Annotated in this window: 20 protein-coding genes; 5 read left to right on the top strand and 15 right to left on the bottom strand. The window is 69.9% G+C overall.

Annotated elements, in window-relative coordinates:
* Positions 1–84: 84 nt before the first annotated feature.
* Entirely contained in the window at positions 85–573 is a 489-nt protein-coding gene (locus ACIQAC_RS11270) for a DUF3180 domain-containing protein (RefSeq protein ID WP_402189173.1), read from the top strand.
* Between the two features lie 33 nt (positions 574–606).
* Here the strand turns inward: ACIQAC_RS11270 and folE are convergent, their stop codons facing one another.
* The 6 genes from folE to dacB all read right to left on the bottom strand — a co-directional run bounded on the left by folE (position 607) and on the right by dacB (position 8,509).
* Complete coding sequence (gene folE, locus ACIQAC_RS11265) at positions 607–1,212, bottom strand: GTP cyclohydrolase I FolE (protein WP_402189171.1); 606 nt, start codon at positions 1,210–1,212, stop codon at positions 607–609.
* 131 nt (positions 1,213–1,343) lie between these two features.
* Complete coding sequence (ftsH, locus tag ACIQAC_RS11260; protein WP_402189169.1) at positions 1,344–3,383, bottom strand: ATP-dependent zinc metalloprotease FtsH; 2,040 nt, start codon at positions 3,381–3,383, stop codon at positions 1,344–1,346.
* A gap of 207 nt (positions 3,384–3,590) precedes the next feature.
* The gene (gene hpt, locus ACIQAC_RS11255; RefSeq protein ID WP_402189168.1) at positions 3,591–4,151 is read right to left on the bottom strand and encodes a hypoxanthine phosphoribosyltransferase; all 561 of its coding nucleotides are present in this window, start codon (positions 4,149–4,151) and stop codon (positions 3,591–3,593) included.
* Positions 4,152–4,204: 53 nt separating this feature from the next.
* Positions 4,205–5,257, bottom strand: a complete 1,053-nt coding sequence (tilS, locus tag ACIQAC_RS11250; RefSeq protein ID WP_402189166.1) for a tRNA lysidine(34) synthetase TilS — start codon at positions 5,255–5,257, stop codon at positions 4,205–4,207.
* A 189-nt stretch (positions 5,258–5,446) separates the two neighbouring features.
* Positions 5,447–6,571 (bottom strand): zinc-dependent metalloprotease, encoded by a 1,125-nt coding sequence (locus ACIQAC_RS11245; protein ID WP_402189164.1) that lies wholly within the window; start codon positions 6,569–6,571, stop codon positions 5,447–5,449.
* Between the two features lie 348 nt (positions 6,572–6,919).
* Positions 6,920–8,509: a D-alanyl-D-alanine carboxypeptidase/D-alanyl-D-alanine-endopeptidase gene (dacB, locus tag ACIQAC_RS11240; RefSeq protein ID WP_402189162.1), complete on the bottom strand. Its 1,590-nt coding sequence runs from the start codon at positions 8,507–8,509 to the stop codon at positions 6,920–6,922.
* 79 nt (positions 8,510–8,588) lie between these two features.
* Between dacB and ACIQAC_RS11235 the strand changes: the two genes are divergently transcribed.
* The gene (locus ACIQAC_RS11235; protein WP_402189160.1) at positions 8,589–9,080 is read left to right on the top strand and encodes an inorganic diphosphatase; all 492 of its coding nucleotides are present in this window, start codon (positions 8,589–8,591) and stop codon (positions 9,078–9,080) included.
* A gap of 151 nt (positions 9,081–9,231) precedes the next feature.
* On the top strand, positions 9,232–10,896 hold the full coding sequence (locus tag ACIQAC_RS11230) for a threonine/serine exporter ThrE family protein (protein ID WP_402189159.1): 1,665 nt from the start codon (positions 9,232–9,234) through the stop codon (positions 10,894–10,896).
* Positions 10,897–11,032: 136 nt separating this feature from the next.
* Here ACIQAC_RS11230 and ACIQAC_RS11225 read toward each other — a convergent pair whose 3' ends face one another.
* Both ACIQAC_RS11225 and ACIQAC_RS11220 read right to left on the bottom strand, forming a co-directional pair.
* Positions 11,033–11,965, bottom strand: coding sequence for a DedA family protein (locus ACIQAC_RS11225; RefSeq protein ID WP_402189157.1), 933 nt, complete (start codon positions 11,963–11,965; stop codon positions 11,033–11,035).
* 239 nt (positions 11,966–12,204) lie between these two features.
* Positions 12,205–12,966 (bottom strand): MerR family transcriptional regulator, encoded by a 762-nt coding sequence (locus ACIQAC_RS11220; protein ID WP_402189155.1) that lies wholly within the window; start codon positions 12,964–12,966, stop codon positions 12,205–12,207.
* Between the two features lie 117 nt (positions 12,967–13,083).
* On the opposite strand from ACIQAC_RS11220, the gene ACIQAC_RS11215 reads away from it, so the two are divergent.
* On the top strand, positions 13,084–14,367 hold the full coding sequence (locus ACIQAC_RS11215) for an ion channel protein (RefSeq protein ID WP_402189153.1): 1,284 nt from the start codon (positions 13,084–13,086) through the stop codon (positions 14,365–14,367).
* Between the two features lie 57 nt (positions 14,368–14,424).
* Here the strand turns inward: ACIQAC_RS11215 and ACIQAC_RS11210 are convergent, their stop codons facing one another.
* The 7 genes from ACIQAC_RS11210 to ACIQAC_RS11180 form a co-directional block, all read right to left on the bottom strand.
* Complete coding sequence (locus ACIQAC_RS11210) at positions 14,425–15,711, bottom strand: exo-alpha-sialidase (protein ID WP_402189152.1); 1,287 nt, start codon at positions 15,709–15,711, stop codon at positions 14,425–14,427.
* Between the two features lie 69 nt (positions 15,712–15,780).
* Entirely contained in the window at positions 15,781–16,542 is a 762-nt protein-coding gene (locus tag ACIQAC_RS11205; protein ID WP_402189150.1) for an ABC transporter permease, read from the bottom strand.
* Positions 16,539–17,519, bottom strand: a complete 981-nt coding sequence (locus ACIQAC_RS11200) for an ATP-binding cassette domain-containing protein (RefSeq protein ID WP_402189148.1) — start codon at positions 17,517–17,519, stop codon at positions 16,539–16,541. The genes ACIQAC_RS11205 and ACIQAC_RS11200 overlap by 4 nt, the downstream gene beginning before the upstream one ends.
* Before the next feature lie 112 nt (positions 17,520–17,631).
* Positions 17,632–18,273, bottom strand: a complete 642-nt coding sequence (locus tag ACIQAC_RS11195; RefSeq protein WP_402189146.1) for a PadR family transcriptional regulator — start codon at positions 18,271–18,273, stop codon at positions 17,632–17,634.
* 61 nt (positions 18,274–18,334) lie between these two features.
* A complete protein-coding gene (locus tag ACIQAC_RS11190; protein ID WP_402189144.1) occupies positions 18,335–18,883 on the bottom strand; it encodes a DinB family protein in 549 nt (182 codons plus the stop codon).
* A gap of 559 nt (positions 18,884–19,442) precedes the next feature.
* Positions 19,443–20,903: an aldehyde dehydrogenase family protein gene (locus tag ACIQAC_RS11185; RefSeq protein WP_402189142.1), complete on the bottom strand. Its 1,461-nt coding sequence runs from the start codon at positions 20,901–20,903 to the stop codon at positions 19,443–19,445.
* A gap of 137 nt (positions 20,904–21,040) precedes the next feature.
* Complete coding sequence (locus ACIQAC_RS11180; RefSeq protein WP_402189322.1) at positions 21,041–21,865, bottom strand: helix-turn-helix domain-containing protein; 825 nt, start codon at positions 21,863–21,865, stop codon at positions 21,041–21,043.
* 352 nt (positions 21,866–22,217) lie between these two features.
* Here ACIQAC_RS11180 and ACIQAC_RS11175 point away from each other — a divergent pair, with 352 nt between their 5' ends.
* Positions 22,218–22,694, top strand: coding sequence for an ATP-binding protein (locus ACIQAC_RS11175; RefSeq protein WP_402189140.1), 477 nt, complete (start codon positions 22,218–22,220; stop codon positions 22,692–22,694).
* Positions 22,695–22,875 lie beyond the last annotated feature (181 nt).

Below are 22,875 nucleotides of genomic sequence, written 5' to 3'. Positions count from 1 at the left end.
CACGGCGGGCGCCGCCGGGGTCACCATGACCACGGCCCGCCCGCCGGCACCGGCCGGACACCACCGGGGAGCTGAAGGGACACCGTGAGAGAGCTGCGCATCAGGCTGCTGGCCGGCGTATTCGTCGTCGCCGGAGTGCTGTCCTGGGCAGGCGCCCGCCTGTGGAACTCGGTGGGTACGCTCCCCAGCGTCCCCCTCGCCGCCCCCATCGTGCTCGCCCTGATCGCCGTGGTCCTGCTGTCCACCGCGCTCTCGCTGCGCGCCCGCCTCAGGGCCCAGCGCGACCGCGAGCCCGGCGCCAAGGGCGTCGATCCGCTAATGGCCGCCCGCGCGGTCGTCTTCGGCCAGGCCAGCGCCCTGGTGGCCGCCCTGGTCGCCGGGATGTACGGCGGCACGGGCGTCTTCCTCCTGGAGTCCCTGGACATCCCGGCCCGCCGCGACCAGGCCATCTACGCCGGCTTCTCGGTCCTGGCCGGCATCGCGGTCATAGCGGCGGCCCTGTTCCTGGAGCGCGTCTGCAAACTCCCGGAAGACGACGACCACAACACCCCGGGCACGGCCCCGGCGTCCTGACAAGGCCCGCCGTACAACGTCGAGCGGCGGCCCTCAGCGCGCCATGATGAGGCTCATCGCCTCGTTCCGCGTGGCCGCGTCCCGCAACTGCCCGCGCACCGCAGAGGTGATCGTCTTCGCGCCCGGCTTGCGGATCCCCCGCATCGACATGCACATGTGCTCGCACTCGACGACCACGATCACCCCGCGCGGCTCCAGGATCTCCATCAGGGAGTCGGCGATCTGCGTGGTGAGTCGTTCCTGCACCTGCGGGCGGCGGGCGTAGACGTCCACGAGCCGGGCCAGCTTGGACAGCCCGGTGATCTTCCCGCTGGTCGACGGGATGTACCCGACATGAGCGACCCCCCGGAACGGGACCAGATGGTGCTCACAGGTCGAGTACACCTCGATGTCCTTCACGAGGACCATCTCGTCGTGCCCGATGTCGAACGTCGTCGTCAGCACGTCCTCCGGCTGCTGCCAGAGCCCCGCGAATATCTCCTTGTACGCCCGCGCCACCCGCGCCGGAGTCTCCCTCAGACCCTCCCGGTCCGGGTCCTCGCCGACCGCGATCAGGAGTTCGCGGACAGCGTTCTCGGCGCGCTTCTCGTCGAACTCGCCGATGGTGCCCTCGTTGTCCAGCGTCACGGGGTCGGTCATGTGAGGCCTCGTTCCTGTGCGGGTCGCGCGTGCCGGCCACGCGTGTGATCTTCGGGCATACGGGAATGCCGCGCCCCCCAGGCTAAAACCTGGGGGGCGCGGCATCCATTCCGGGCCTTATGGGACGGACGTCAGCTCTCGGGACGCTCCTCCGGGGCCGGTTCCACCACGGGGGTGGGCTCGGTCGCGGTGGCCTTCGCGGTGGTGATGGCCGGGGTCGCGCCGTTGGCGCCGTTCGTCAGTGCGAGCTCCTTGGGGGAGAGCACCGGCGGACGGGTCGACGGGGTGCGTCGCGAGGAACCGGTCCAGGCGGGCCGCGGCGGGCGCTTGACGATCCCGGCGAAGACCTCGGCGATCTCCTCCTTGCCCAGGGTCTCCCGCTCCAGGAGCGCCAGGACGAGGTTGTCGAGGACGTCGCGGTTCTCGACCAGGATCTCCCAGGCCTCGTTGTGCGCCGTCTCGATGAGCTTCTTGACCTCCTCGTCCACCAGTGCGGCGACCTCTTCCGAGTAGTCGCGCTGGTGACCCATCTCACGTCCGAGGAAGGGCTCGGTGTTGTCGCCGCCGAACTTGATGGCGCCGAGCCGCTCGGTCATGCCGTACTGCGTGACCATCGCGCGCGCCGTCGACGTGGCCTTCTCGATGTCGTTCGCCGCACCGGTGGTCGGGTCGTGGAAGACGAGCTCCTCCGCCGCGCGGCCGCCCAGCATGTACGCGAGCTGGTCCAGCATCTCGTTGCGCGTGGTGGAGTACTTGTCCTCGTCCGGCAGGACCATGGTGTAGCCGAGAGCACGGCCTCTGGAGAGGATCGTGATCTTGTGCACCGGGTCGGAGTTCGGGGAGGCCGCCGCGACCAGGGCGTGTCCGCCCTCGTGGTACGCGGTGATCTTCTTTTCCTTGTCCGACATGATCCGGGTCCGCTTCTGCGGGCCCGCGACCACCCGGTCGATCGCCTCGTCCAGCATCTGGTTGTCGATCAGCTTCCGGTCCGAACGGGCCGTCAGCAGCGCGGCCTCGTTCAGCACGTTGGAGAGATCGGCACCGGTGAAGCCGGGCGTACGGCGGGCGACGGCCGACAGGTCGACGTCGGGCGCGACCGGCTTGCCCTTCTGGTGGACCTTGAGGATCTCCAGCCGGCCCAGCATGTCCGGACGGTCGACCGCGATCTGCCGGTCGAAGCGGCCGGGGCGCAGCAGCGCCGGGTCGAGGATGTCGGGCCGGTTCGTCGCGGCGATGAGGATCACACCGCCCTTGACGTCGAAGCCGTCCATCTCGACGAGCAGCTGGTTCAGCGTCTGCTCGCGCTCGTCGTGACCGCCGCCGAGGCCGGCACCGCGGTGGCGGCCGACCGCGTCGATCTCGTCGACGAAGACGATCGCCGGGGCGTTCGCCTTGGCCTGCTCGAAGAGGTCACGGACTCGGGAGGCACCGACACCGACGAACATCTCGACGAAGTCGGAACCCGAGATCGAGTAGAAGGGGACGCCCGCCTCGCCGGCGACGGCCCGCGCGAGCAGCGTCTTGCCGGTACCAGGAGGCCCGTAGAGCAGTACGCCCTTGGGGATCTTGGCGCCCACGGCCTGGAACTTCGCGGGCTCCTGGAGGAACTCCTTGATCTCGTGGAGTTCCTCGACCGCCTCGTCCGAGCCGGCGACGTCCGCGAAGGTCGTCTTGGGGGTGTCCTTGGTGATGAGCTTGGCCTTCGACTTCCCGAAGTTCATCACTCGGGAGCCGCCGCCCTGCATCTGATTCATCAGGAACAGGAAGACGACCACGATCAGGACGAAGGGAAGCAGTGACAGCAGAATGCCGACGAACGGGTTCTGCTTGGACGGCGAAACGGTGTAGCCGTCCGGGATCTGCTTTTCCTGGAACTTGTTCTGGAGCGTGCCGGCAATGGTCACGCCCTGGTCGCCGATGTAGCTCGCCTGGATCTTCGAGCTGCCCTCGATCTTCTGGCCGTCCTTGAGGGTGACCTTGATGATCTGCTCGTCGCCGGTGGTGAGCCTGGCAGCCTCGACCTTGTTCTCGTTGATCGCCTGGACGACCTGGCCGGTGTCCACCGTCTTGTAGCCGCCGGACGAGCCGACGACCTGCATCAACACGACCACGGCAAGGACGGCCAGCACGATCCACATGACCGGCCCACGGAAGTATCGCTTCACGTCCATCCATACGGAGCGGTGTCGCCCCGTCCCTCCTGCCATAGTGAGTTTGATAAGACAGTTCTTCTGACGGTACCGCAGCATTGTCGTGCGAAGCCGCACGGGACTGCCGACAACCCGTCCACGCATGCTCCAACGGCGCGGACCCCGCTGGGGTTCCCGATCTCCCCGTACCGCTTGGGCCGTACGGTCCAGTCGCCCCTGCGGACGGTGTCAGCCGCCGTACACGTGGGGCGCGAGCGTACCGACGAACGGGAGATTGCGGTACTTCTCCGCGAAGTCGAGACCGTAGCCCACGACGAACTCGTTGGGGATGTCGAAGCCCACCCACTCGACGTCGATGGCGACCTTCGCCGCGTCCGGCTTGCGCAGCAGTGTGCACACCTTCAGCGACTCGGGCTCGCGCGAGCCGAGGTTGGAGAGCAGCCAGGACAGGGTCAGTCCGGAGTCGATGATGTCCTCGACGATCAGGACGTGCTTGCCCTTGATGTCGGTGTCGAGGTCCTTGAGGATCCGCACGACGCCGGAGGACTGGGTGCCCGCGCCGTACGAGGACACCGCCATCCAGTCCATCGTGACGGGGGTGGACAGCGCCCTGGCGAGGTCGGCCATGACCATCACCGCACCCTTGAGGACGCCGACGATCAGCAGATCCTTGCCCGCGTACTCCGCGTCGATCTTCGCGGCCAGCTCGATGAGCTTGGCGTCGATCTCTTCCTTGGTGAGGAGCACCTGTTGGAGGTCGGCACCCATGTCGTTCGCGTCCACCCGCATCACTTTCGGTCGTCCTACCGGCTGACCGTGACCCTCGACGGAGGGGTGCCGGTTCAGCCTTGCCGAATGACCAGTCTGCCACCCTGCCGCTGGGCGACGACTTTGCCGGGCAGGTTGATGGCTCCCTGGCCGCGCCAGCCGGTGATCAGCCGGTCGACTTCCTCGATGTGGCGGGCGAACAGCGAACCGGCCGGGGCGCCTGCCTCGATGGCGGCGCGCCGCAGGATCCTGCGGCGTACGGCGGGCGGCAGCGCGTAGAGCTTGGCGCACTCCAGGAGCCCCGTGGAGTCCCGTACGGCGGCCTCGGCCTGGCGGGCCCAGGTGTCCAGGGCGTCCGCGTCGTCGCGCGAGAGCTGGGCCGTACGGGCGAGCGCCTCGACGACGCCCTTGCCGAGCGCCTTCTCCAGGGCGGGCAGACCTTCGTGGCGCAGGCGTGAACGGGTGTACGCGGGGTCGGCGTTGTGCGGGTCGTCCCAGACGGGCAGCGACTGGACCATGCAGGCCTTGCGGGCGGTCTGCCGGTCGAGCTGGAGGAAGGGGCGGCGGTAGCGGCGGGCGGCCCCGGGGCCGCCGGAGACGGCCGCCATTCCGGACAGGGACCGGATGCCGGAGCCGCGGGCGAGGCCCAGCAGGACGGTCTCGGCCTGGTCGTCGCGGGTGTGGCCGAGCAGGACCGCTGCGGCGCCGTGGCGTTCGGCACAGGCGTCGAGGGCTGCGTAACGGGCGTCCCGCGCGGCGGCTTCCGGGCCGCCTTCGCGGCCGACGGTGACCGAGGTGGCCTCTACGGGGTCCAGGCCGAGTCCGCGCATCCGCTGGACGACCTCGTCGGCGCGCATGCCCGAGCCGGGCTGGAGGCCGTGGTCGACGGTGATGCCGCCGGCCCGGATGCCGAGCCGGGGGGCCTCGAAGGCGAGGGCGGACGCGAGTGCCATGGAGTCGGCACCGCCGGAGCAGGCGACGAGCACGAGCGGCGTCGGCGGGCGCTCGTGCCGGCCGGCCGGGATCAGTCCGGTCGGATCGGGGATTCGGCTGTGTTCGGTGAGGATGTCGTGGAGGACGCGGCGGACCGCCAGGCGTATCGCCGCGACCGCAGGATGGGGACCCATGTCCGGTTCCCTTCATGAAGTTGTCGGGGGTGAGCCCGAGCTCGGTCACTCAGAGTGTGTAGATGGTGACAGAACCGGGCCGTTCCCCGAGCATTGCACGCCTACCCAGGCCTCACGGTCCCTCGGACGGGTGATTGAAGGGGCGTTCGCCTGCCGTCGGCCGGATCCGTTCACCACATCGGTGGCGTTTCACGACTCGGCCTTGCGGTGCACCCGCGCGATCCAGTCCGCCGGTTTGGCGATCTCGATTTTGGTCGGCAGCGTGTTCGGGGAGGTCCACACGCGGTTGAAGCCGTCCATGCCGACCTCGTCGACGACCGCGCGGACGAAGCGTTCGCCGTCGCGGTACTGCCGGAGTTTGGCGTCCAGGCCGAGTAGTTTGCGCAGGGCGATGTCCAGGCGTGAGGCGCCCTTGGCGCGGCGCTGCTGGAACTTCTCCCGGATCTCCGCGACCGTCGGTACGACTTCTGGACCCACTCCGTCCATGACGAAGTCGGCGTGGCCCTCCAGGAGCGACATCACGGCCGTGAGGCGACCGAGGATCTCCCGCTGGCCCGGTGTCTGCACGATCTCGACGAGCGAGCGCCCGCCGTCGTCCTCCTCGCCCTCCGGACGTCCGCCGGCCAGCGACTGGGCCGCCTCGCGGATGCGCTCCAGGACGGTCATCGGGTCGACCTCGGTCTCGCCGAGGAACGACTGGATTTCACCCTCCAGGTGGTCACGCAGCCACGGCACCGCCGAGAACTGTGTGCGGTGGGTCTCCTCGTGGAGGCACACCCAGAGCCTGAAGTCGTGCGGCTGTACGTCGAGTTCGCGCTCCACGTGCACGATGTTCGGGGCGACCAGGAGGAGGCGGCCGCCGCCGTTCGCGCCGGCCGGCAGTTCGCGGGTGGCGGGGGCGAAGGTCTCGTACTGGCCGAGTACGCGGGACGACAGGAACGACAGGAGCATCCCGAGCTCCACGCCGGTCACCTTGCCGCCGACCGCGCCGAGTACGGCACCCCCGGGGGTGCTGCCGCGTCGCTCCTGCATCTTGTCCAGGAGGGGTTTGAGGATTTCCCGGAACCCGGCGACGTTCGCCCGGATCCAGCCGGGGCGGTCGACCACGAGCACCGGGGTGTCGTGGATGTCCTCGGTTCCCATCCGGGTGAATCCGCGGACGTGTTGTTCCGAGGCCTTGGCGTGGCGGCGGAGTTCCGCGACGACAGCCCTGGCCTCGTCACGGCTCACCTCCGGGCCCGGCCTCACGAGCCGGGTCGCGGTCGCCACCGCGAGATTCCAGTCGACCATCTCGGCACCACCGATGCTCGTCATGCGTCAACGGTACGTGAGCGCTGCCGCTTGGGGCAGGGTCGTGGGGGTTGGCGGGGTTTGCGGCACCCCTGCCGCGCCGGTCCGTCCGCGGGTGAGTGGGGCTGACCGCGCAGTTCCCCGCGCCCCTGGCAGGCGGCTACACCACCGTGGTGTCCGGCTGCGGGCCGGTGGGGCTCGACCGCGCAGTTCCCCGCGCCCCTCGGAGGCGGCTGCGCCGCCATCCCGGCCGGTTGTCACCAACGGCCGGGGGAACACACCGGCCCACAGCCGGACACCATGGCGGCGCAGCCGCCTGCCAGGGGCGCGGGGAACTGCGCGATCAAGCCCCACCGGCCCGCAGTCGGCGTTCTAGCGGCAGCCGCACGCCGCCAGAGCGGTCGCCGTTTTGTCGAGGGCCGTCTGGGCCGCGTCCGGGTCCGTCGTTTCGGAGGCCAGGAAGGCGAAGGCCAGGAGGCGGCCGGTGCTGTCCACGACCGTCCCGGCCAGCGTGTTCACACCGGTCAGCGTGCCGGTCTTCGCGCGTACGATGCCCGCCGCCCCGTCCGCGTACCGCGTACTCAGCGTGCCGGTGAAGCCCGCCACGGGCAGCCCCGTGAGGGCGGCGCGCAACCCCGGCCGCCCGGGATCGGCGGACTTGGCCAGCAGCGACGTCAGCAGGTCGGCCGTAAGGCGGTCGTCGCGGTTCAGGCCGCTGCCGTCCTTGAACACCGCCCCGGCCACCGGCACGCCGAGCTTCTTCAGGCCGGCCTTCATGGCCTTGCCCGCACCGTCGAAGTCGGCCCGTTCACCGCCGGCGACGGCCGTGTGCCGGGCGAGCGCCTCGGCGATGTCGTTGTCGCTGTTGGTCAGCATGCGCTCCACGAGCGTGGACACCGGCGGTGACGAGACCGTCGCGAGGTCGGTGGCGCGGGACGTGGCCTTGGAGGGCCCGGGGGCGCTCGTCTTGATGCCGTGGGTCTTGAGGAAGCCCGCGAAGGAGCGGGTCGCCTCCGCCGCCGGGTCGGTGTGGCGGTCGGCCGGCCCGCTGACGGAGTCGTCGACGCGGGCCTCGTCGGCCATCAGCGCGGTGACGGCGGCGAGATTGCGGTTGTCGCTGTTGGGGTGGATCCCGTCACCGGCGTAGAGCGTGGTGTCGTACGACAGTGTGACCTCGGTGACCTTGCGCTTCTTGAGCTGCTTCGCGGTCTGCTCGGCGAGGCCGCGCAGGCTGGCCTGCCCCTTGGCGTCGGCGCGGGCGGTGAGGGTGGGGTCGCCACCGCCGACGAGGACGAGTTCGCCGGTGTCGGGCTCGAACGCGGCGCGGGTGCTGAGGCGGTGGTCGGCGCCGAGGGCGGACAGGGCGGCGACGGCGGTGGCGATCTTCGTGGTGGAGGCGGGCGTGAGGGCCTTGGTGGAGCCCTTGCCGTAGATCCGCTTGCCGGTGGCGACGTCGACGACCGCGGCACCGTGGTCCTGCCCGAGCCCGGGGTCCTCCAGGAGCGGGTCGAGGATCTGCGCGACGGGTGTGCCGCTCCTGGGCGCGGACTTCACGTTGTCGGTCGAGCCGCCGAGCCCGGCGAGGACGGACCCGGCACTGGGCGCGGGGTGGGGTGCGCCGGCCGCCGTACCGGAACTACGACCGTGATCTGCGCCACCCGGGCCCTCCTGGGCGGCTGCCCAGTCCCGCTCGGCCCTACGCTGACCCGTGGAGTCCCAGGGCCCCGCGGCGGTCACCACCCCGGCCGCCAGCGCGAGGCCAACGGTCGCGGCGCCTGCCGTGTACTGCCAGGTCTTCACCGTTGTCACCCGCGTGACCTGCGGTTTCGCGGCTCGCGCCCAGCGCGCGATACGCGGCTTCGCGGCGACGGCGGCCCGTGCGAGTCGGGGTCGTACGGCGTTCGCGAGCCGCGTCACATGCGGTCTCGCGGCCCGCCAAGGCCTCAGCTCGTCCACGACCACCAGCCCCTTTCGCGATCACACAGCAGCGTGAGGGACACTTAACCACCAGAACTGTGTGCTGATCATGGAGGAGCCACCGGTGGAGTTCGACGTAACGATCGAGATCCCGAAGGGTTCGCGCAACAAGTACGAGGTGGACCACGAGACCGGTCGTATCCGCCTGGACCGCCGACTCTTCACGTCGACCAGCTACCCGGCCGACTACGGCTTCGTCGAGAACACTCTCGGCGAGGACGGGGACCCGCTGGACGCGCTGGTCATCCTGGAGGAGCCGACGTTCCCCGGCTGCCTCATCAAGTGCCGGGCCATCGGCATGTTCCGGATGACGGACGAGGCCGGCGGCGACGACAAGCTGCTGTGCGTCCCCGCGTCCGACCCGCGCGTGGAGCACCTGCGGGACATTCACCACGTATCGGAGTTCGACCGCCTGGAGATCCAGCACTTCTTCGAGGTCTACAAGGACCTGGAGCCCGGCAAGTCCGTCGAGGGCGCCAACTGGGTCGGGCGTACGGACGCCGAGATCGAGATCGAGCGGTCCTACAAGCGCTTCAAGGAGTCCGGCGGTCACTGAGCACCGTGATCCCCTGCGTCTCCTGAGCCCTTGAGCCCCTGAGGGCCCCTGAGCTCGGCAATCCGAACGGGCCGTACGCGTGAGCGTGCGGCCCGTTCGGGTATCTGTGCGCATACTGAGGCCGATGGGAGTCGTACAGGGAGCGCGCCAAGTGACGGACACGGAGGACCGCAAGCCCCAGTCGGACGAGGCTCGGGGTGGATTCGATCCCGAGATCACGTCCGAGTTCGCGGTCCCGGACGGGCTGGCCGTGCCCAGGACGGGCGCCGAGCCGGAGACCACGTCCGAGTTCGCCGTACCGCGCGGGCTCGACGTACCGCCGGCGGGCGCCGAGGCGGAGGGGTCGGCGTTCACGACGCCGAGCACCTACAGCGCCAAGCACCCGCCGCCCGCGTTCACGCCACCCGACGGGATGCCGAAGGTCAGTCTGACCAAGGACCTGCCCTGGCAGGACCGGATGCGCACGATGCTGCGGATGCCGGTGGCCGAGCGGCCCGCCCCCGAGGTCCCGCAGAAGGCGGACGAGAGCGGCCCCGCCGTACCGCGTGTGCTCGACCTGACCCTGCGGATCGGCGAGCTGCTGCTGGCGGGCGGCGAGGGCGCGGAGGACGTGGAGGCGGCGATGTTCGCCGTCTGCCGCTCCTACGGCCTCGACCGCTGCGAGCCGACCGTCACCTTCACCCTGCTGTCCATCTCCCACCAGCCCTCCCTCGTCGAGGACCCGGTGACCGCGTCGCGCACGGTGCGCCGCCGCGGTACCGACTACACGCGCCTCGCGGCCGTGTTCCAGCTCGTGGACGACCTCAGCGACCCCGAGGCGCACATCTCCCTGGAGGAGGCCTACCGGCGGCTCGCGGAGATGCGCCGCAACCGGCACCCCTACCCGACCTGGGTCCTGACCACCGCGAGCGGACTGCTGGCCGGTGCCGCCTCCGTACTGGTCGGCGGTGACGTGATCGTCTTCTTCGCCGCGGCACTCGGCGCGATGCTCGGCGACCGGCTGGCGTGGTGGTGTGCCGGGCGCGGACTGCCGGAGTTCTACCAGTTCGTGGTGGCCGCGATGCCGCCGGCCGCGGTCGGGGTCGCGCTCACCGTGGCGCACGTCGACGTGAAGGCCGCCGCCGTCATCACCGGTGGACTCTTCGCGCTGCTCCCCGGAAGAGCGCTGGTCGCGGGTGTGCAGGACGGTCTGACCGGCTTCTACATCACCGCCGCCGCACGGCTCCTCGAAGTCATGTACCTGTTCGTCGGGATCGTCGTCGGGGTGCTGATGGTGCTCTACTTCGGCGTCCAGCTGGGCGCCGAGCTGAACCCCGACACCGCGCTGGGCATCGCCGAACGCCCCGAGCTTCAGATCGGCGCGTCCATGCTGCTGTCGCTGACCTTCGCGGTACTGCTCCAGCAGGAACGATCCACCGTGCTCGCCGTCACCCTCAACGGCGGTGTCGCCTGGTGTGTGTACGGCGCCATGCACTACGCCGGTGGCCTGTCCCCCGTGGCCTCCACGGCCGTCGCGGCGGGGCTCGTCGGCCTCTTCGGACAGCTGCTGTCCCGCTACCGGTACGCGTCCGCGCTGCCCTACACGACCGCCGCGATCGGTCCCCTGCTTCCGGGCTCCGCCACGTACTTCGGGCTGTTGTCCATCGCCCAGAACGAGGTCGACAAGGGGCTGGGATCGCTGACCAAGGCCGCCGCCCTGGCCATGGCGATCGCCATCGGGGTCAATCTGGGGTCCGAGATCTCGCGGCTGGTGCTGCGGGTACCGGGTGGGGCGGGTGGGGGGCGGCGCGCCGCGAAGCGCACCCGCGGGTTCTAGAGGGCGCCCACCGGGATTCCAGAGGGCGCCCACCGGGGTGGGGGGCCTGCGCGGTGGCGGGTGCGGGTGCGTGCGTGGTGGCGGGTGCGTGCGTGGCTGGTCGCGCAGTTCCCCGCGCCCCTCGGGTGCGCTGCGGTCAGCCCTGGTTGTAGGGGTACTGGCCGCCCTGCTGCTGGTAGTTCGGGGGGTACTGCTGCTGCGGATACGGCTGCTGCTGGTCGTAGTACGGGTCGTACTGCTGCTGGGTGTGGTCGCCGTACTGCTGTTGCGGGGGAGCCTGGCCCTCGTCCGTCGGAGGGATGCGGCGGAGCTGGGTGGTGGCGTCGTCCATCATCGGGGGCTGCTGGCCGTAGGGAGCCTGCTGACCGTACGGGGACTGCTGCTGGTGGTTGTACGGGGACTGCTGCTGCGGGGGGCGCTGCTGCTCGGGGGCCTGGGCGGCGGCCTTCTTGTTCTTCGAGCGGGCGCGCAGGAACTCGATGATGATCGGGACGACCGAGATCAGGACGATCAGGATCAGGATCGCCTCGATGTTCTCCTTCACGAAGGCGATGTTGCCCAGCCAGGAGCCGAGCAGGGTCACGCCCGCGCCCCAGAGGACACCGCCGATGACGTTGAAGATCAGGAACGAGCGGTACTTCATACCGCTGACGCCCGCGATGATCGGCGTGAACGTGCGCACGATCGGCACGAAACGGGCCAGGACCAGGGACTTCGGGCCGTACTTCTCGAAGAACTCGTGCGCCTTCGTCACGTTCTCCTGCTTGAACAGGCGTGAGTCCGGGCGGGAGAAGAGCGACGGGCCGACCTTCTTGCCGAACATGTAGCCCGCCTGGTCGCCGAGGATCGCGGCGACGCAGATCAGGGCGACCGCACCCCAGAGCGGGAAGTCCAGCTGCCCTGAGGTGATCAGCAGACCCGCCGTGAACAGCAGGGAGTCACCCGGCAGGAAGAACCCGATGAGCAGACCCGACTCGGCGAAGACGATCAGGAGCAGGCCCCAGATGCCGAAGCTGTCGAGCAGGTAGTTCGGATCGAGCCAGCTCGGTCCGAGGGCAAGCGTCGTCACGGTTCCTGGCTCCTGAGGGGTGAAGAGAACTACGGCGTCCGGTACGGCCGGACAAAGCTATCAACGCTGTGTGTCCGCCCCAGGTTCCACCGGCGCCTCCAGGATGCACTGTGCTTTGACTGGGACCAAGCTGTGGGGTCAGGGGCTCGGAGAGGCCACGGTCCGCCGTCCTCGGACGGGAGCCGGACGGCGGTGGCCCTCACCCGGAGTGACCGGGCCACCGCCGTGCCGCCGTGTCATCAGCCGCTGTGCCGTGCCGCGTTGGCGACGATCGCGTCCCGCAGATAGACCGCGAGGCCGGGACGGATCTTGTCGTAGGTCGCGGTGAACCTCGCGTCGGCCACGTACATCTCGCCGAGGCGGGTGTGCATGTCGTGCGAGACGTCGTAGTGCGCGTCCGTCATGAACAGCCGGTGCTCCTCGGCGGTGTCCATGGCCGTCTCCGAGTCGGCCGGGATGCCGGCCGTCATGTGGTCTGCCATCCGACGGTGGATCGCGTCGAACCCCTCCGTCAGCCGCTTCCAGTCCTCCTTCGTGTACGTGGCCGCGCGGCGCTGCGTCTCCCGGTAGGCGTCGGTGTCGCCCCAGCGCTGCCGGGCCTCCTCGTCGTACTGGTCCGGGTCGAAGTCCCCGAACACCTCGAACTTCTCCTCGGGCGTGAGATTGATGCCCATCTTCCGTGCCTCCATGGCGTGCTCCACGGCCGTCGCCATCTTCTGGAGCTTCTCGATCCGGGCGGTCAGCAGCTCGTGCTGGCGGCGCAGATGCGCGCGCGGGTCCGTCCGCGGATCGTCGAGCAGGGCGGCGACCTCTTCGAGTGGGAAGCCCAGCTCCCGGTAGAACAGGATCTGCTGCAACCGGTCGAGGTCGGCGTCGCTGTAACGCCGGTGGCCCGCGTGGCTGCGCTCGCTCGGGGCGAGCAGGCCGATGTCGTCGTAGTGGTGCAGGGTGCGCACCGTGACCCCGGCGAACCCGGCGACCTGTCCCACGGAGTAGCTCACTTCCGCTCCTTTCTCGGTACGCCCTCCACGCTGCCGCCTCACGCCACGTGAGGTTCAAGCCCGAATCCGGGGCCTTTTCTGCCGGATCCACGGCTTTTGTCCGTCTATCTTGTCCCGGTGGCCCACGACACCGCGCCGCCGGCGCCCATCGCCCCGGCGACCCCGGCACGGGCGCTGCTGCCCCTGATCCTCCCCGCTCTCGTCGTGGGTGTGGTGGCGAGCCTGCTGCTCATCGGCGTGAGCGAGGCCGCCGAGCAGCTCCAGCACGTGCTGTGGGCTGACCTGCCGGACGCGCTGGGCGTGGGCCGGTACTCGGTGCTCTGGATGCTGGTCGTGCTCACCGGGACCGGTGTCCTGGTGGGACTCGTGGTGTGGAAGGTGCCGGGCCACGCGGGCCCCGACCCGGCCACCATGGGCCTGGAGGCGCCCGTACTGCCGCCCGTGGTCCTGCCCGGCCTGCTGCTCGCGACCGCGCTCACCCTGGCCGGCGGACCCAGCCTCGGCCCCGAGAACCCGATCATCGCCGTCAATGTCGGCCTCGCCTTCTGGCTGGGCCGACGGCTGCTCCCCCGGCTGCCCGGCGGTGTGTGGGCGGCCCTGGCGGAGGCCGCGACCATCGGCGCGCTGTTCGGCACCCCGGTCGCCGCCGCCCTGGTCATCTCCGAGGCGCTGGCCGGACGGCAGCTGAAGGGGCATCTGTGGGACAACGTCTTCGCCCCGCTGGTCGCCGCCGCGGCCGGCGCCCTGACGACCACGCTGGTGGCCCACCCCAGCTTCGACCTGCACCTGCCACCGTTCGGCCGCCCCGGCTGGGGCGACCTGGCCGCCGCCCTGGTGATCGCCTCCCTCGCCGCGCTGCTCGGAATGTGTGCCGTCCACCTCTTCCCCTATGTCCACAGCGCGTTCGCCCGGCTGCGGCATCCCCTGCTGATCCTTCCCGTCGGTGGGCTCGTCCTGGGCCTTCTCGGGGCTCTGGGCGGCCATCTGACGCTCTTCAAGGGCTTGGACGAGATCGGGGAACTGGCCCGGGACCCGGACGGCTGGACGGCCGGTGAGTTCGCCGTGATGGCTGTCGTGAAGCTGGCGGCCGTCCTGGTCGCCACGGCGTGCGGCTTCCGGGGCGGACGGATCTTCCCGGCCGTCTTCGTCGGCGTCTCGTTCGGCCTGTGCGCCCACGCCCTGGTCTCCGCCGTGCACCCCGCGGTGGCCGTGTCCGCCGGCGTACTCGGCATGCTCCTGGCGATCACCCGGCAGGGCTGGGTGAGCCTCTTCACCGCCGCGGTCCTCGTCTCCTCCCCCAGCATCCTGGCCGTGCTCTGCATCGCCTCCCTTCCCGCTTGGCTGCTGGTGACCGGCCGCCCGCAGATGCAGCTGAGGGAGGACGGGACGGCCGTCAGGTGACGTGGGGTGGGGTGGGGTGAGATCAAGTGAGATGGGGGGTGGGGGTGCGCCCGGGTGTTATTCCTCCCCTACGAAGAAGTCGTGCCAGCGCACCCCGTCCGCCGATATTCGGGACGCGCCGTTGCCGTAACTGTCGGACCACAGCCAGCCGATCGGGGTGCGCTCGACGGCACCGGCCGGGCCCCGCTCGGTGCTGGTGGAGTGGAAGGTGCGGGCCTGGTCGGTGCTGCGCCAGGAGCCGTCCTCGCCGTACAGGGTGAGGCTGTTGTCGTCGGCCACCACCAGGTCGCCGAGGACGGACAGGGGCTCGATCCCCGGGCGGTGCCGCCAGACTCTGGTCCAGGTGCGGCCGGCGTCGGTGCTGCGGTAGACGGAGACAAGGCCGTTCTTCACCTCGACGTGGCGCGGGAGTTCGCCGGTCTGCACGGCGTAGAGCCCGCTGCCGCCTCCGACCACACGAGGTGGCCAGCCGGGCTTGGCGGGCTCCGGCAGGTGCGAGAACCGCCAGGTGCGGCCCCGGTCCGCGGTCACCGCCAGGGCCGTCAGACCGGTCCGTGGGTCCTCGCCCGAGACGAACAGGGCGTCCGGCGACACCTCGCCCGCCGGCGCCAGCAGCCCCTCAAGCGGTATCGCGCCGGTGTCCAGGACCTTGTGCTCGCCGGTGTCCGGCAGCACCACGAGCAGTCTGTTGCGCAGACAGTCGTTGCCGTCGGGGCCCAACTCCAGGCAGTCGCCGACCAGTACGGCGTCCTTCGGCACCGTCGCCGTCGTCCCCGTCGGCTTGGACGAGCCGCGCTTCCAGGTGGTGCCGCCGTCGCGGGTGAACCAGGTGCGGTCCGGGGCCGACCACTGCTCGGACTCCTCGGTGATCAGGGCCCGGCCGGGGCCCAGCGTCTCCACCCCGGCCGACATGCCCCTGCCCTCGGTGAGATACGGCAGCGGCGACTTGACCCGGTGCCAGTTCGGGGCGCCCGCGGCGAGCGCCCCGACGTACTGCGTGCAGCCCTTCTCGTCGCAGTCCGCGCGCAGCGTGATGCCGCTGCCGTCGGCGGCGAAGGCCACGGTGTAGGAAGCGCCGGGCAGCCCGGTCGTAGAGGGGATGTCGGGCGGCGGCGAGTCCACCTCCTGGCCCTCCGCCACCTGACCGCCCCCACCATCCCGGCCCTCCACGCCCCGACCGTCCCCGCCCTCCCGGGCCGCCGTGCCCTGGCCTTCCCCGTCCCCTCGGTCCTCCGGGTCCTCCCCGCCGTCCGCGCACGCCCCGCAGGCCAGTGCGAGGCTCAGCAGCACGGCTCCGAACAGCCGCGATCGACGCAGCCGCAATCGACGTACCACCATGGCCATGGAGACCCTCCCCCGTCCGCGACAACCAGCTTCTGCTTCTGGTACACCGCGCACCGCCTCCGGGTTCCGCTACTTGCTCAACTTTCCGAATCTGCGCACGGCCAGCGGGAAGAACACGGCCAGGAGCACCAGCGGCCACACCACCGCCGCCCAGACGTGCCCGGGTTCTCCGCCGGGGTTGCCGAACAGGTCACGGACCGCTGTCGCCGTCTGGGACATGGGGTTCCACTGGACCACCGTGCCGAGCCAGTCCGGCATGGAGCTCGGGTCGGCGAAGGCGTTGGAGAGGAAGCCCACCGGCCAGACGAGGATCTGGACGGCCTGCACCATTTCCGTCTTGCCGGCCACGAGGGCCAGTTGGATGCCGATCCAGAGCATCGCAAACCGGAACAGCAGGAGCAGGCCGAGCGCGCCGAGGAAGCCGCCCACTCCGCCCGTCGCCCGCCAGCCCAGCGCGTATCCCACGCCGACCAGCACCAGCAGCGTCACCGCGGACTGGAGCATGTCGGCCACCGAACGGCCCACCAGCACCGCCCCGTTGGTCATCGGCATGGACCGGAAGCGGTCGATCACCCCCTTGTTGAGGTCCTGGGTGACGGCGATCATCGTGGCTTCCAGGCCGAAGGCCATGGTGAGCGCGAGCATGCCGGGCACCAGGAAGTCGACGTACTCGCCGGAGACCCCGCGCCCGCCGCCGACGAGGTAGCCGAACATCAGCAGGAGCATCACCGGGAAGACGAGCCCCACCACGACCTGGACCGGTTGCCGTGCCCAGTGGGCGAGTTCGCGGCGGGTCATGGTCCAGGAGTCGGTCAGCGCGTACACACTCATGCCACGGTCTCCTTCACTGCCACGGGGGCTTCGGCGGGTTGCTCGTCGCGGTCCGTGAGGTGCAGGAACACCTCGTCAAGCGTGGGCCGCCGCAGGGCCACGTCCTCCGCCTCCAGGCCGGCCGCCTCCAGCGCGCGTACCACCTCGGAGAGTGCCGTCATACGGTCGGTGACCGGGGCGCTGAGCAGCCGTCGGTCGGTGTCGACCGTCACCTCGTCCTTGTTCACGGGCAGCAGGGCGACCGCGGCGCCGAGCTGCCCGGCGTCGCGGAGCACCACGTCGATGCGGTCGCCGCCGATCAGGTTCTTGAGCGCGTCCGCCGTACCGTCCGCGATGACCCGGCCGCGGTCGACGACCGAGATGCGGTCGGCGAGCTGGTCGGCCTCCTCCAGGTACTGCGTGGTCAGCATCACCGTGGTGCCGCCGCCCGCCAGTGAGCGGACCGCGGCCCACACCTCGGCCCTGCCGCGCGGGTCGAGTCCGGTGGTCGGTTCGTCCAGGAAGAGCACCTCCGGGTCGACGATCAGGGACGCGGCGAGGTCGAGGCGGCGCCGCATTCCGCCGCTGTACTGCTTGACGGCCTTGCGGCCGGTGTCGGCGAGCCCGAAGCGCTCCAGGAGCTCGTCGGCCCGCACGCGCGCGTGCCGGGCGCCCAGGTGGTGGAGGCGGCCGAACATCTCCAGGTTCTGGTGGCCGCCGAGCTCCTCGTCGAGGGCCGCGTGCTGGCCGAGGAGACCGATCCGGCGGCGTACCTCCTGGCCGTGGGTCAGGACGTCGTGCCCGGCCACCTCGACGTGGCCGGCGTCCGGGCGCAGCAGGGTGGCCAGCACACGGACCAGGGTCGTCTTGCCCGCCCCGTTGGGACCGAGTACTCCGTGCACTGTGCCGCGGTCGACCGTCAGGTCGAGGCCGTCCAGTGCCTTCTTGTCGCCGTACTTCTTGTGTGCGCCTTTGACGGTGATCGCCGTTCGGGCCACAGGGGCACCCACTCTCGCTAGTCAAACTTGACTACCAGCTTCAGCGGAAGGCTAGTACCCGGACGACCAATTGGTCAAACTTGATTAGCGAATTTTCCGGGACGGCGTGCCCTCAGCGCTCGTCGCCCGGATGCCTTTCCTGTGTGGCGTACGGGTTCTCCTCGCCGTCCGCCAGCACCGCGACGAAGGGGGCGCCCTCCCCGGAGAACGTGTACGCGCCGCCGCGGATCCGCTCGATCAGGCCCTGCGTCCACTCCGCGCCGGAGTCGGCCGAGTGGACCCAGAAGTTCATGATCTCGCCGATGTGGTCGGGCTGTTCGGGGCCGCCCTCGGGCGTGTAGTACTCGGTGACGGACTTGCGCCACTCCTGGATGCGGCGCACGCGCTCCGCGAGCAGTTCGAGGGCCTCTTCGCGGCGCAGGTCGACGATGAAGCCGAGCGCCGCGGTGAGCATGTCGGGGCCCTCGTCGTACGCCGTGAGGTAGGTGCGTACGAGGGAGAAGTACTCCTCGGTGCCCTGTTCGGTGATCTCGTACTCGGTACGGGGTGGGCCGCCCGCGGTGGACGGCGCGATCTCGTGCGCGAGCAGCAGGCCCTGCTTGGCCATCTGCTTCAGGGCGTGGTAGATCGAGCCGGGCTTCGCGTTGGACCACTCGTGCGCGCCCCAGAACTCCAGGTCGTTGCGGACCTGGTAGCCGTGGGCCCGCCCGTGCTGGCGGACGGCGCCCAGCACCAGGAGACGGATCGCTGACATGGGTTCAGGGTAGGCGGAGCGGGCCGGCGTCAGGACTCCGGCCCGCGCTCCGGCGCCCGGCTCATCCCCAGGACTCGCCGCGCTCCAGCGCCACCAGCTCGAAGGCCGTCTTGCCGTCCAGCGACTCGCGGATGATGTCGGCGTGGCCGGCGTGCCGGGCGATCTCGCGGATCAGATGCAGACAGAGCCAGCGTACGGAGACCTGCTCGTCCGGCGGGAACCAGGGCTCGTTCGGCAGCGGGAACGTGTCGTCGAGGCTGGGCGCCGCGCGGACGTACGCCTCCGTCTCGGCGGCGACCTTCTCCCAGTACGCGAGCTGGGACTCCACGGTCTCGTCGGCGATGAGCCGGAAGTTCTCGTGCCAGTTGGACGCGTCCCGCTGGATGGCGGGCGGCTCGCCCTTGGCCCGTGCGATCCAGCCCTGCTCGACCTCGGTGACGTGCTTGAGCAGGCCGGAGAGCGACAGTTCGCTCGCGCTGGGGTGGGATGCCGCCTGCTCGTCGGTCAGTCCGAGTACGGCTCGGCGGATGCCGCCGCGCTGTTCCTCGATGAAGGACAGCAGTGCGCCGCGTTCGTCGCCTGCGGCTTCGGCTCGCACGTGAGTGACCATGTTCGGTCCGCCTTTCCAGCGTGTCCCGGGGCCGGCGTTTCGGCCCCTCTTGCCTGACACAGAGAAAGCTACGGCCCTTTGAGGACAGGTTCTGTCCGCAATGAGCCGCGCCCCCGAAAAAAGTCGGCATGAGCCGCGACCTGGGGATGGCTGAGCAAGGGGGCATCAACGCAACCCGGCGCGACGGGGTGCCGTCGCGCCCACCCGTGCCGCCCCGCGGCACGCCTGCCCGCGACGGCGGGAGGTTGGGGGTGGGAAGCACACGCGCGGCACGCCTGCCCGCGACGGCGGCGGGTGGGGGTGGGAAGCACGCGCGCGGCACGCCTGCCCGCGACGGCGGCGGGTGGGCGGGTTGCCTGCGGTGGTGAGTGGGTGGGCACGATTCAGTGGGCGCGAGCTGCGAGGCTTTTAGGGGCGCGGGGAACTGCGCGACAAGCCACAACGGACCCGCACCCACACCACGACCGGTCACCCCCAGGGGCGCGGGGAACTGCGCGATCAGGGGTCCACCGGGGCGCGCCTGCTCACCAAGCTGCGGCAGCGCCCCCGTGCCCCCACCCTAGAAGGGGAACCCGCTGCGGCCGTGCTGTACCGAGATCCACTTCAGCGTCGTGAACGCCTCCACCATCGTCTCGCCATTGAGCCGCCCCACCCCGGAGTTCTTCTCCCCACCGAACGGCACAAGCGGCTCGTCGTGCACGGTCCCGTCGTTCACATGGAACATCCCGGTGTCGATGCGCTGAGCGAACCGCACCCCCCGCTCGACGTCCCCGGTGTGGACGGCACCACTGAGCCCGTAGGGAGTGTCGTTGACGAGACGCACGGCCTCCTCCTCGCCGTCGAACAGGACGAGGAACGCGACCGGCCCGAAGACCTCCTGCCGCAGCAGCGGCGAATCCGCGGCCACGTCGGTGAGCACGGACGGCTCGACAAGGTTGTCGCGCGTGACACCGTGCACCAGCGCCGTCGCCCCGTCCGCGATCGCCTGCTCCACGGTGGCCGAGATCGCCTCCGCCTGCGAGGAGTTGATCACCGGGCCGATAACCGTCTCCGGATCGCTCGGGTCGCCGGTCTTGAGGGACCTGACCTTGGCGACGAACTTCTCCGTGAACTCGTCCGAGATCGAACGGTCCACGAGGACCCGGTTGGCGGCCATGCAGACCTGCCCCTGATGGACGTACCGGCTGAAGACCGCCGCGTCGACCGCGTAGTCGATGTCGGCGTCCTCCAGGACCACCAGCGCGCTGTTGCCGCCGAGTTCGAGGATCGAGCGCTTGAAGTTCCCGGCGCAGACGGTCGCCACGTGCCGGCCGACCTTGTCGGAACCGGTGAAGGAGATGACCTTGGGCACCGGGTGCTCGATGAACGCGTCACCGACCTCGGCGATGTCGGTGATGATGACGTTGAGCAGGCCGGGCGGCAGTCCCGCGTCCTCGAAGATCTTCGCGACCAGGGAGCCGCCGCAGACCGGGGTGTCCTGGTGGGGCTTGAGGACCACGCCGTTGCCGATGGCGAGCGCCGGCGCGACGGACTTCAGGGACAGCAGGAAGGGGAAGTTGAAGGGGGAGATGACACCCACGACACCGACCGGCAGCCGGTAGAGGCGGTTCTCCTTGGTGTCCACCGGCGACGGGACAAGACTGACCTCGGGGCGCGTGGTCAGGTTGATGGACTCGCGCAGGAACTCCTTGGCCAGGTGGAGTTCGAAACCGGCCTTCACGCGCGTGCCGCCGAGTTCGGCGATGATCGCCTCGGCGATCTCGCCCTCGCGCTCCTCGACCAGCCGCAGCGCCTTCTCCATCACGGCCCGGCGGGCGAACGCGCTCGCCTCGGCCCAGCCGTGCTGCGCGCGTTCGGCGGCCCGGTAGGCCTGATCGATCTCGTCGACCGTGGCTATGGTGATCGACGCGAGCTTCTCACCGTCGTACGGGTTGAAGTCGATGATGTCCCAGGAGCCCGATCCCGGACGCCATTCACCGTCGATGTACTGCTGGGCCAGGTCGGTGAAGTACGACGACATGTGATCCCTCAATCCCTGCCGATCGCGCAGTCGAAGAGGCCGGCCGTCCCGAGAGTCGCTGCGGAGGGCCACCGAGAGCCGTCCGAGAACCAACCGGAAAACCTGACGCTCTGATCACGCGTCATCGTACTTGTGTTTCAGGAGAGTTGGAGCAGTCCACGAAGAAGATCCCGGCTCTCCGCAGGGCCCGGACTGTCCGACTGGAGCTCCTTGAGGGCGGTCTCGTACTGGGTGACGTCCTCGTGCTTGTCGAGGTAGAGGGCGCTGGTGAGCTGCTCCAGGTAGACCACGTCCGACAGGTCGGACTCGGGGAAGCTGAGGAGGGTGAAGGCACCGGACTCGCCGGAGTGGCCGCCGAACCCGAACGGCATGATCTGGAGCCGTACGTTGGGGCGTTCGGAGAAGTCGATCAGGTGCTGGAGCTGGCCGCGCATCACCTCGCGGTCGCCGTACGGGCGGCGCAGGGCAGCTTCGTCCAGGACGATGTGGAAGTCGGGGGCGTCCTCGGCGACGAGGTGCTTCTGGCGCTCCAGGCGCAGGGCGACCCGCCGTTCGACGTCCGCCTCGCTCGCGCCCTTCATACCGCGCCGCACCACCGCGCGGGCGTACGCTTCGGTCTGTAGCAGACCGTGCACGAACTGCACCTCATACGCGCGAATCAGCGAGGCGGCGCCCTCAAGGCCCACATAGGTGGGGAACCAGCTCGGCAGGACGTCCGAGTAACTGTGCCACCAGCCCGCGACGTTGGCCTCACGGGCCAGCGAGACGAGCGATGCGCGCTCGGTGTCGTCCGTGATGCCGTAGAGCGTCAGCAAGTCCTCCACGTCCCTCGTCTTGAAGCTCACCCGGCCCAACTCCATCCGGCTGATCTTCGATTCGGAGGCGCGGATGTGATACCCCGCAGCTTCGCGCGTGATGCCGCGCGCCTCGCGCAGTCGCCTGAGTTGCGAGCCGAGCAGCATGCGCCGCACCACCGATCCGGGCTCTCCCGCGCTCACGTTCGCCGCCTCCCAACCGTCTTCAGGGCCCGCAGTCTGCCACTAAAACACTTCGAGCAGTACTCGTCCGATTACGGAGACGGAAAGAAGCCAAAGGTTCCGGATCCGTTCAGGGATCAGTTGGAAGCACAGCTGGCGCAAAGGTGACAGAAAAAATGGCCAAGAAGCGGTACGGGAGGGTCCAATTCGGTCGCGTGCACGTGCATCTGCCCTTGCATCTGCTGTACGCATCCGAAACCATGGTCTCGCGCCACCGCTGCATCGCAACGACCGCGAATTCCCGGGAGTGCCTCGCATGGGGACGAATGGATCGACCATGCTCAAGCCGTTACGGCAGGGCCTTCCGCCAATGGACCCCTCGGCTGTGTCCGATGCCGCCTCCTGCGCACTGCCCGCTCGCTACGAAGCGGTGCGCGAGGCACGCCGGTTCACGCGCGGCACTCTCGACCGCTGGGACGTGGGCGACCGCTTCGACGACATCTGTCTTGTCGTCTCCGAGCTTGTCACCAACGCCCTGCGGCACGCACTGCCGGACACCGGTCCGGAGACCTCCCTCCTTGAGCAGCCGGTGCGGCTGCATCTGATGCACTGGAGCGAGCGGTTGGTGTGCGCGGTGCGCGACCCCAGCCGGGAGAGCCCGGTTGCCCGGGACACCGACGACTTCTCGGCGGAGTCCGGCCGCGGTCTGTTCCTCGTCGACTCGTTCAGCGACAGCTGGGGCTGGCACCCGCTCGCCGGCATGCTGCCCGGCAAGGTCGTCTGGGCGCTGTTCCGCCTGGAGGACGGCGCCTGACGCGCGGCGGCGCGTCTTCGCGCCGGGCTTCGACGCGCACGCGCACCTCAGGTTCTCCGCGCGTCTCGCGTCCTTATTTCGAGTTCCACGCACTACGCGATCCGCTCGATATGAGTTCTGCTCGACACCCGTTCCATGCTCGACACCCGTTCCGTGCTCTACGCGCGTTCCATGCTCTACG

It is taken from the genome of Streptomyces sp. NPDC088387 (assembly GCF_044753385.1).
In the GTDB taxonomy this organism is placed as follows: Bacteria; Actinomycetota; Actinomycetes; order Streptomycetales; family Streptomycetaceae; genus Streptomyces.
The sequence above is the reverse complement of the archived record's forward strand: the minus strand, read 5'-3'. Positions and strand labels throughout refer to the sequence as shown.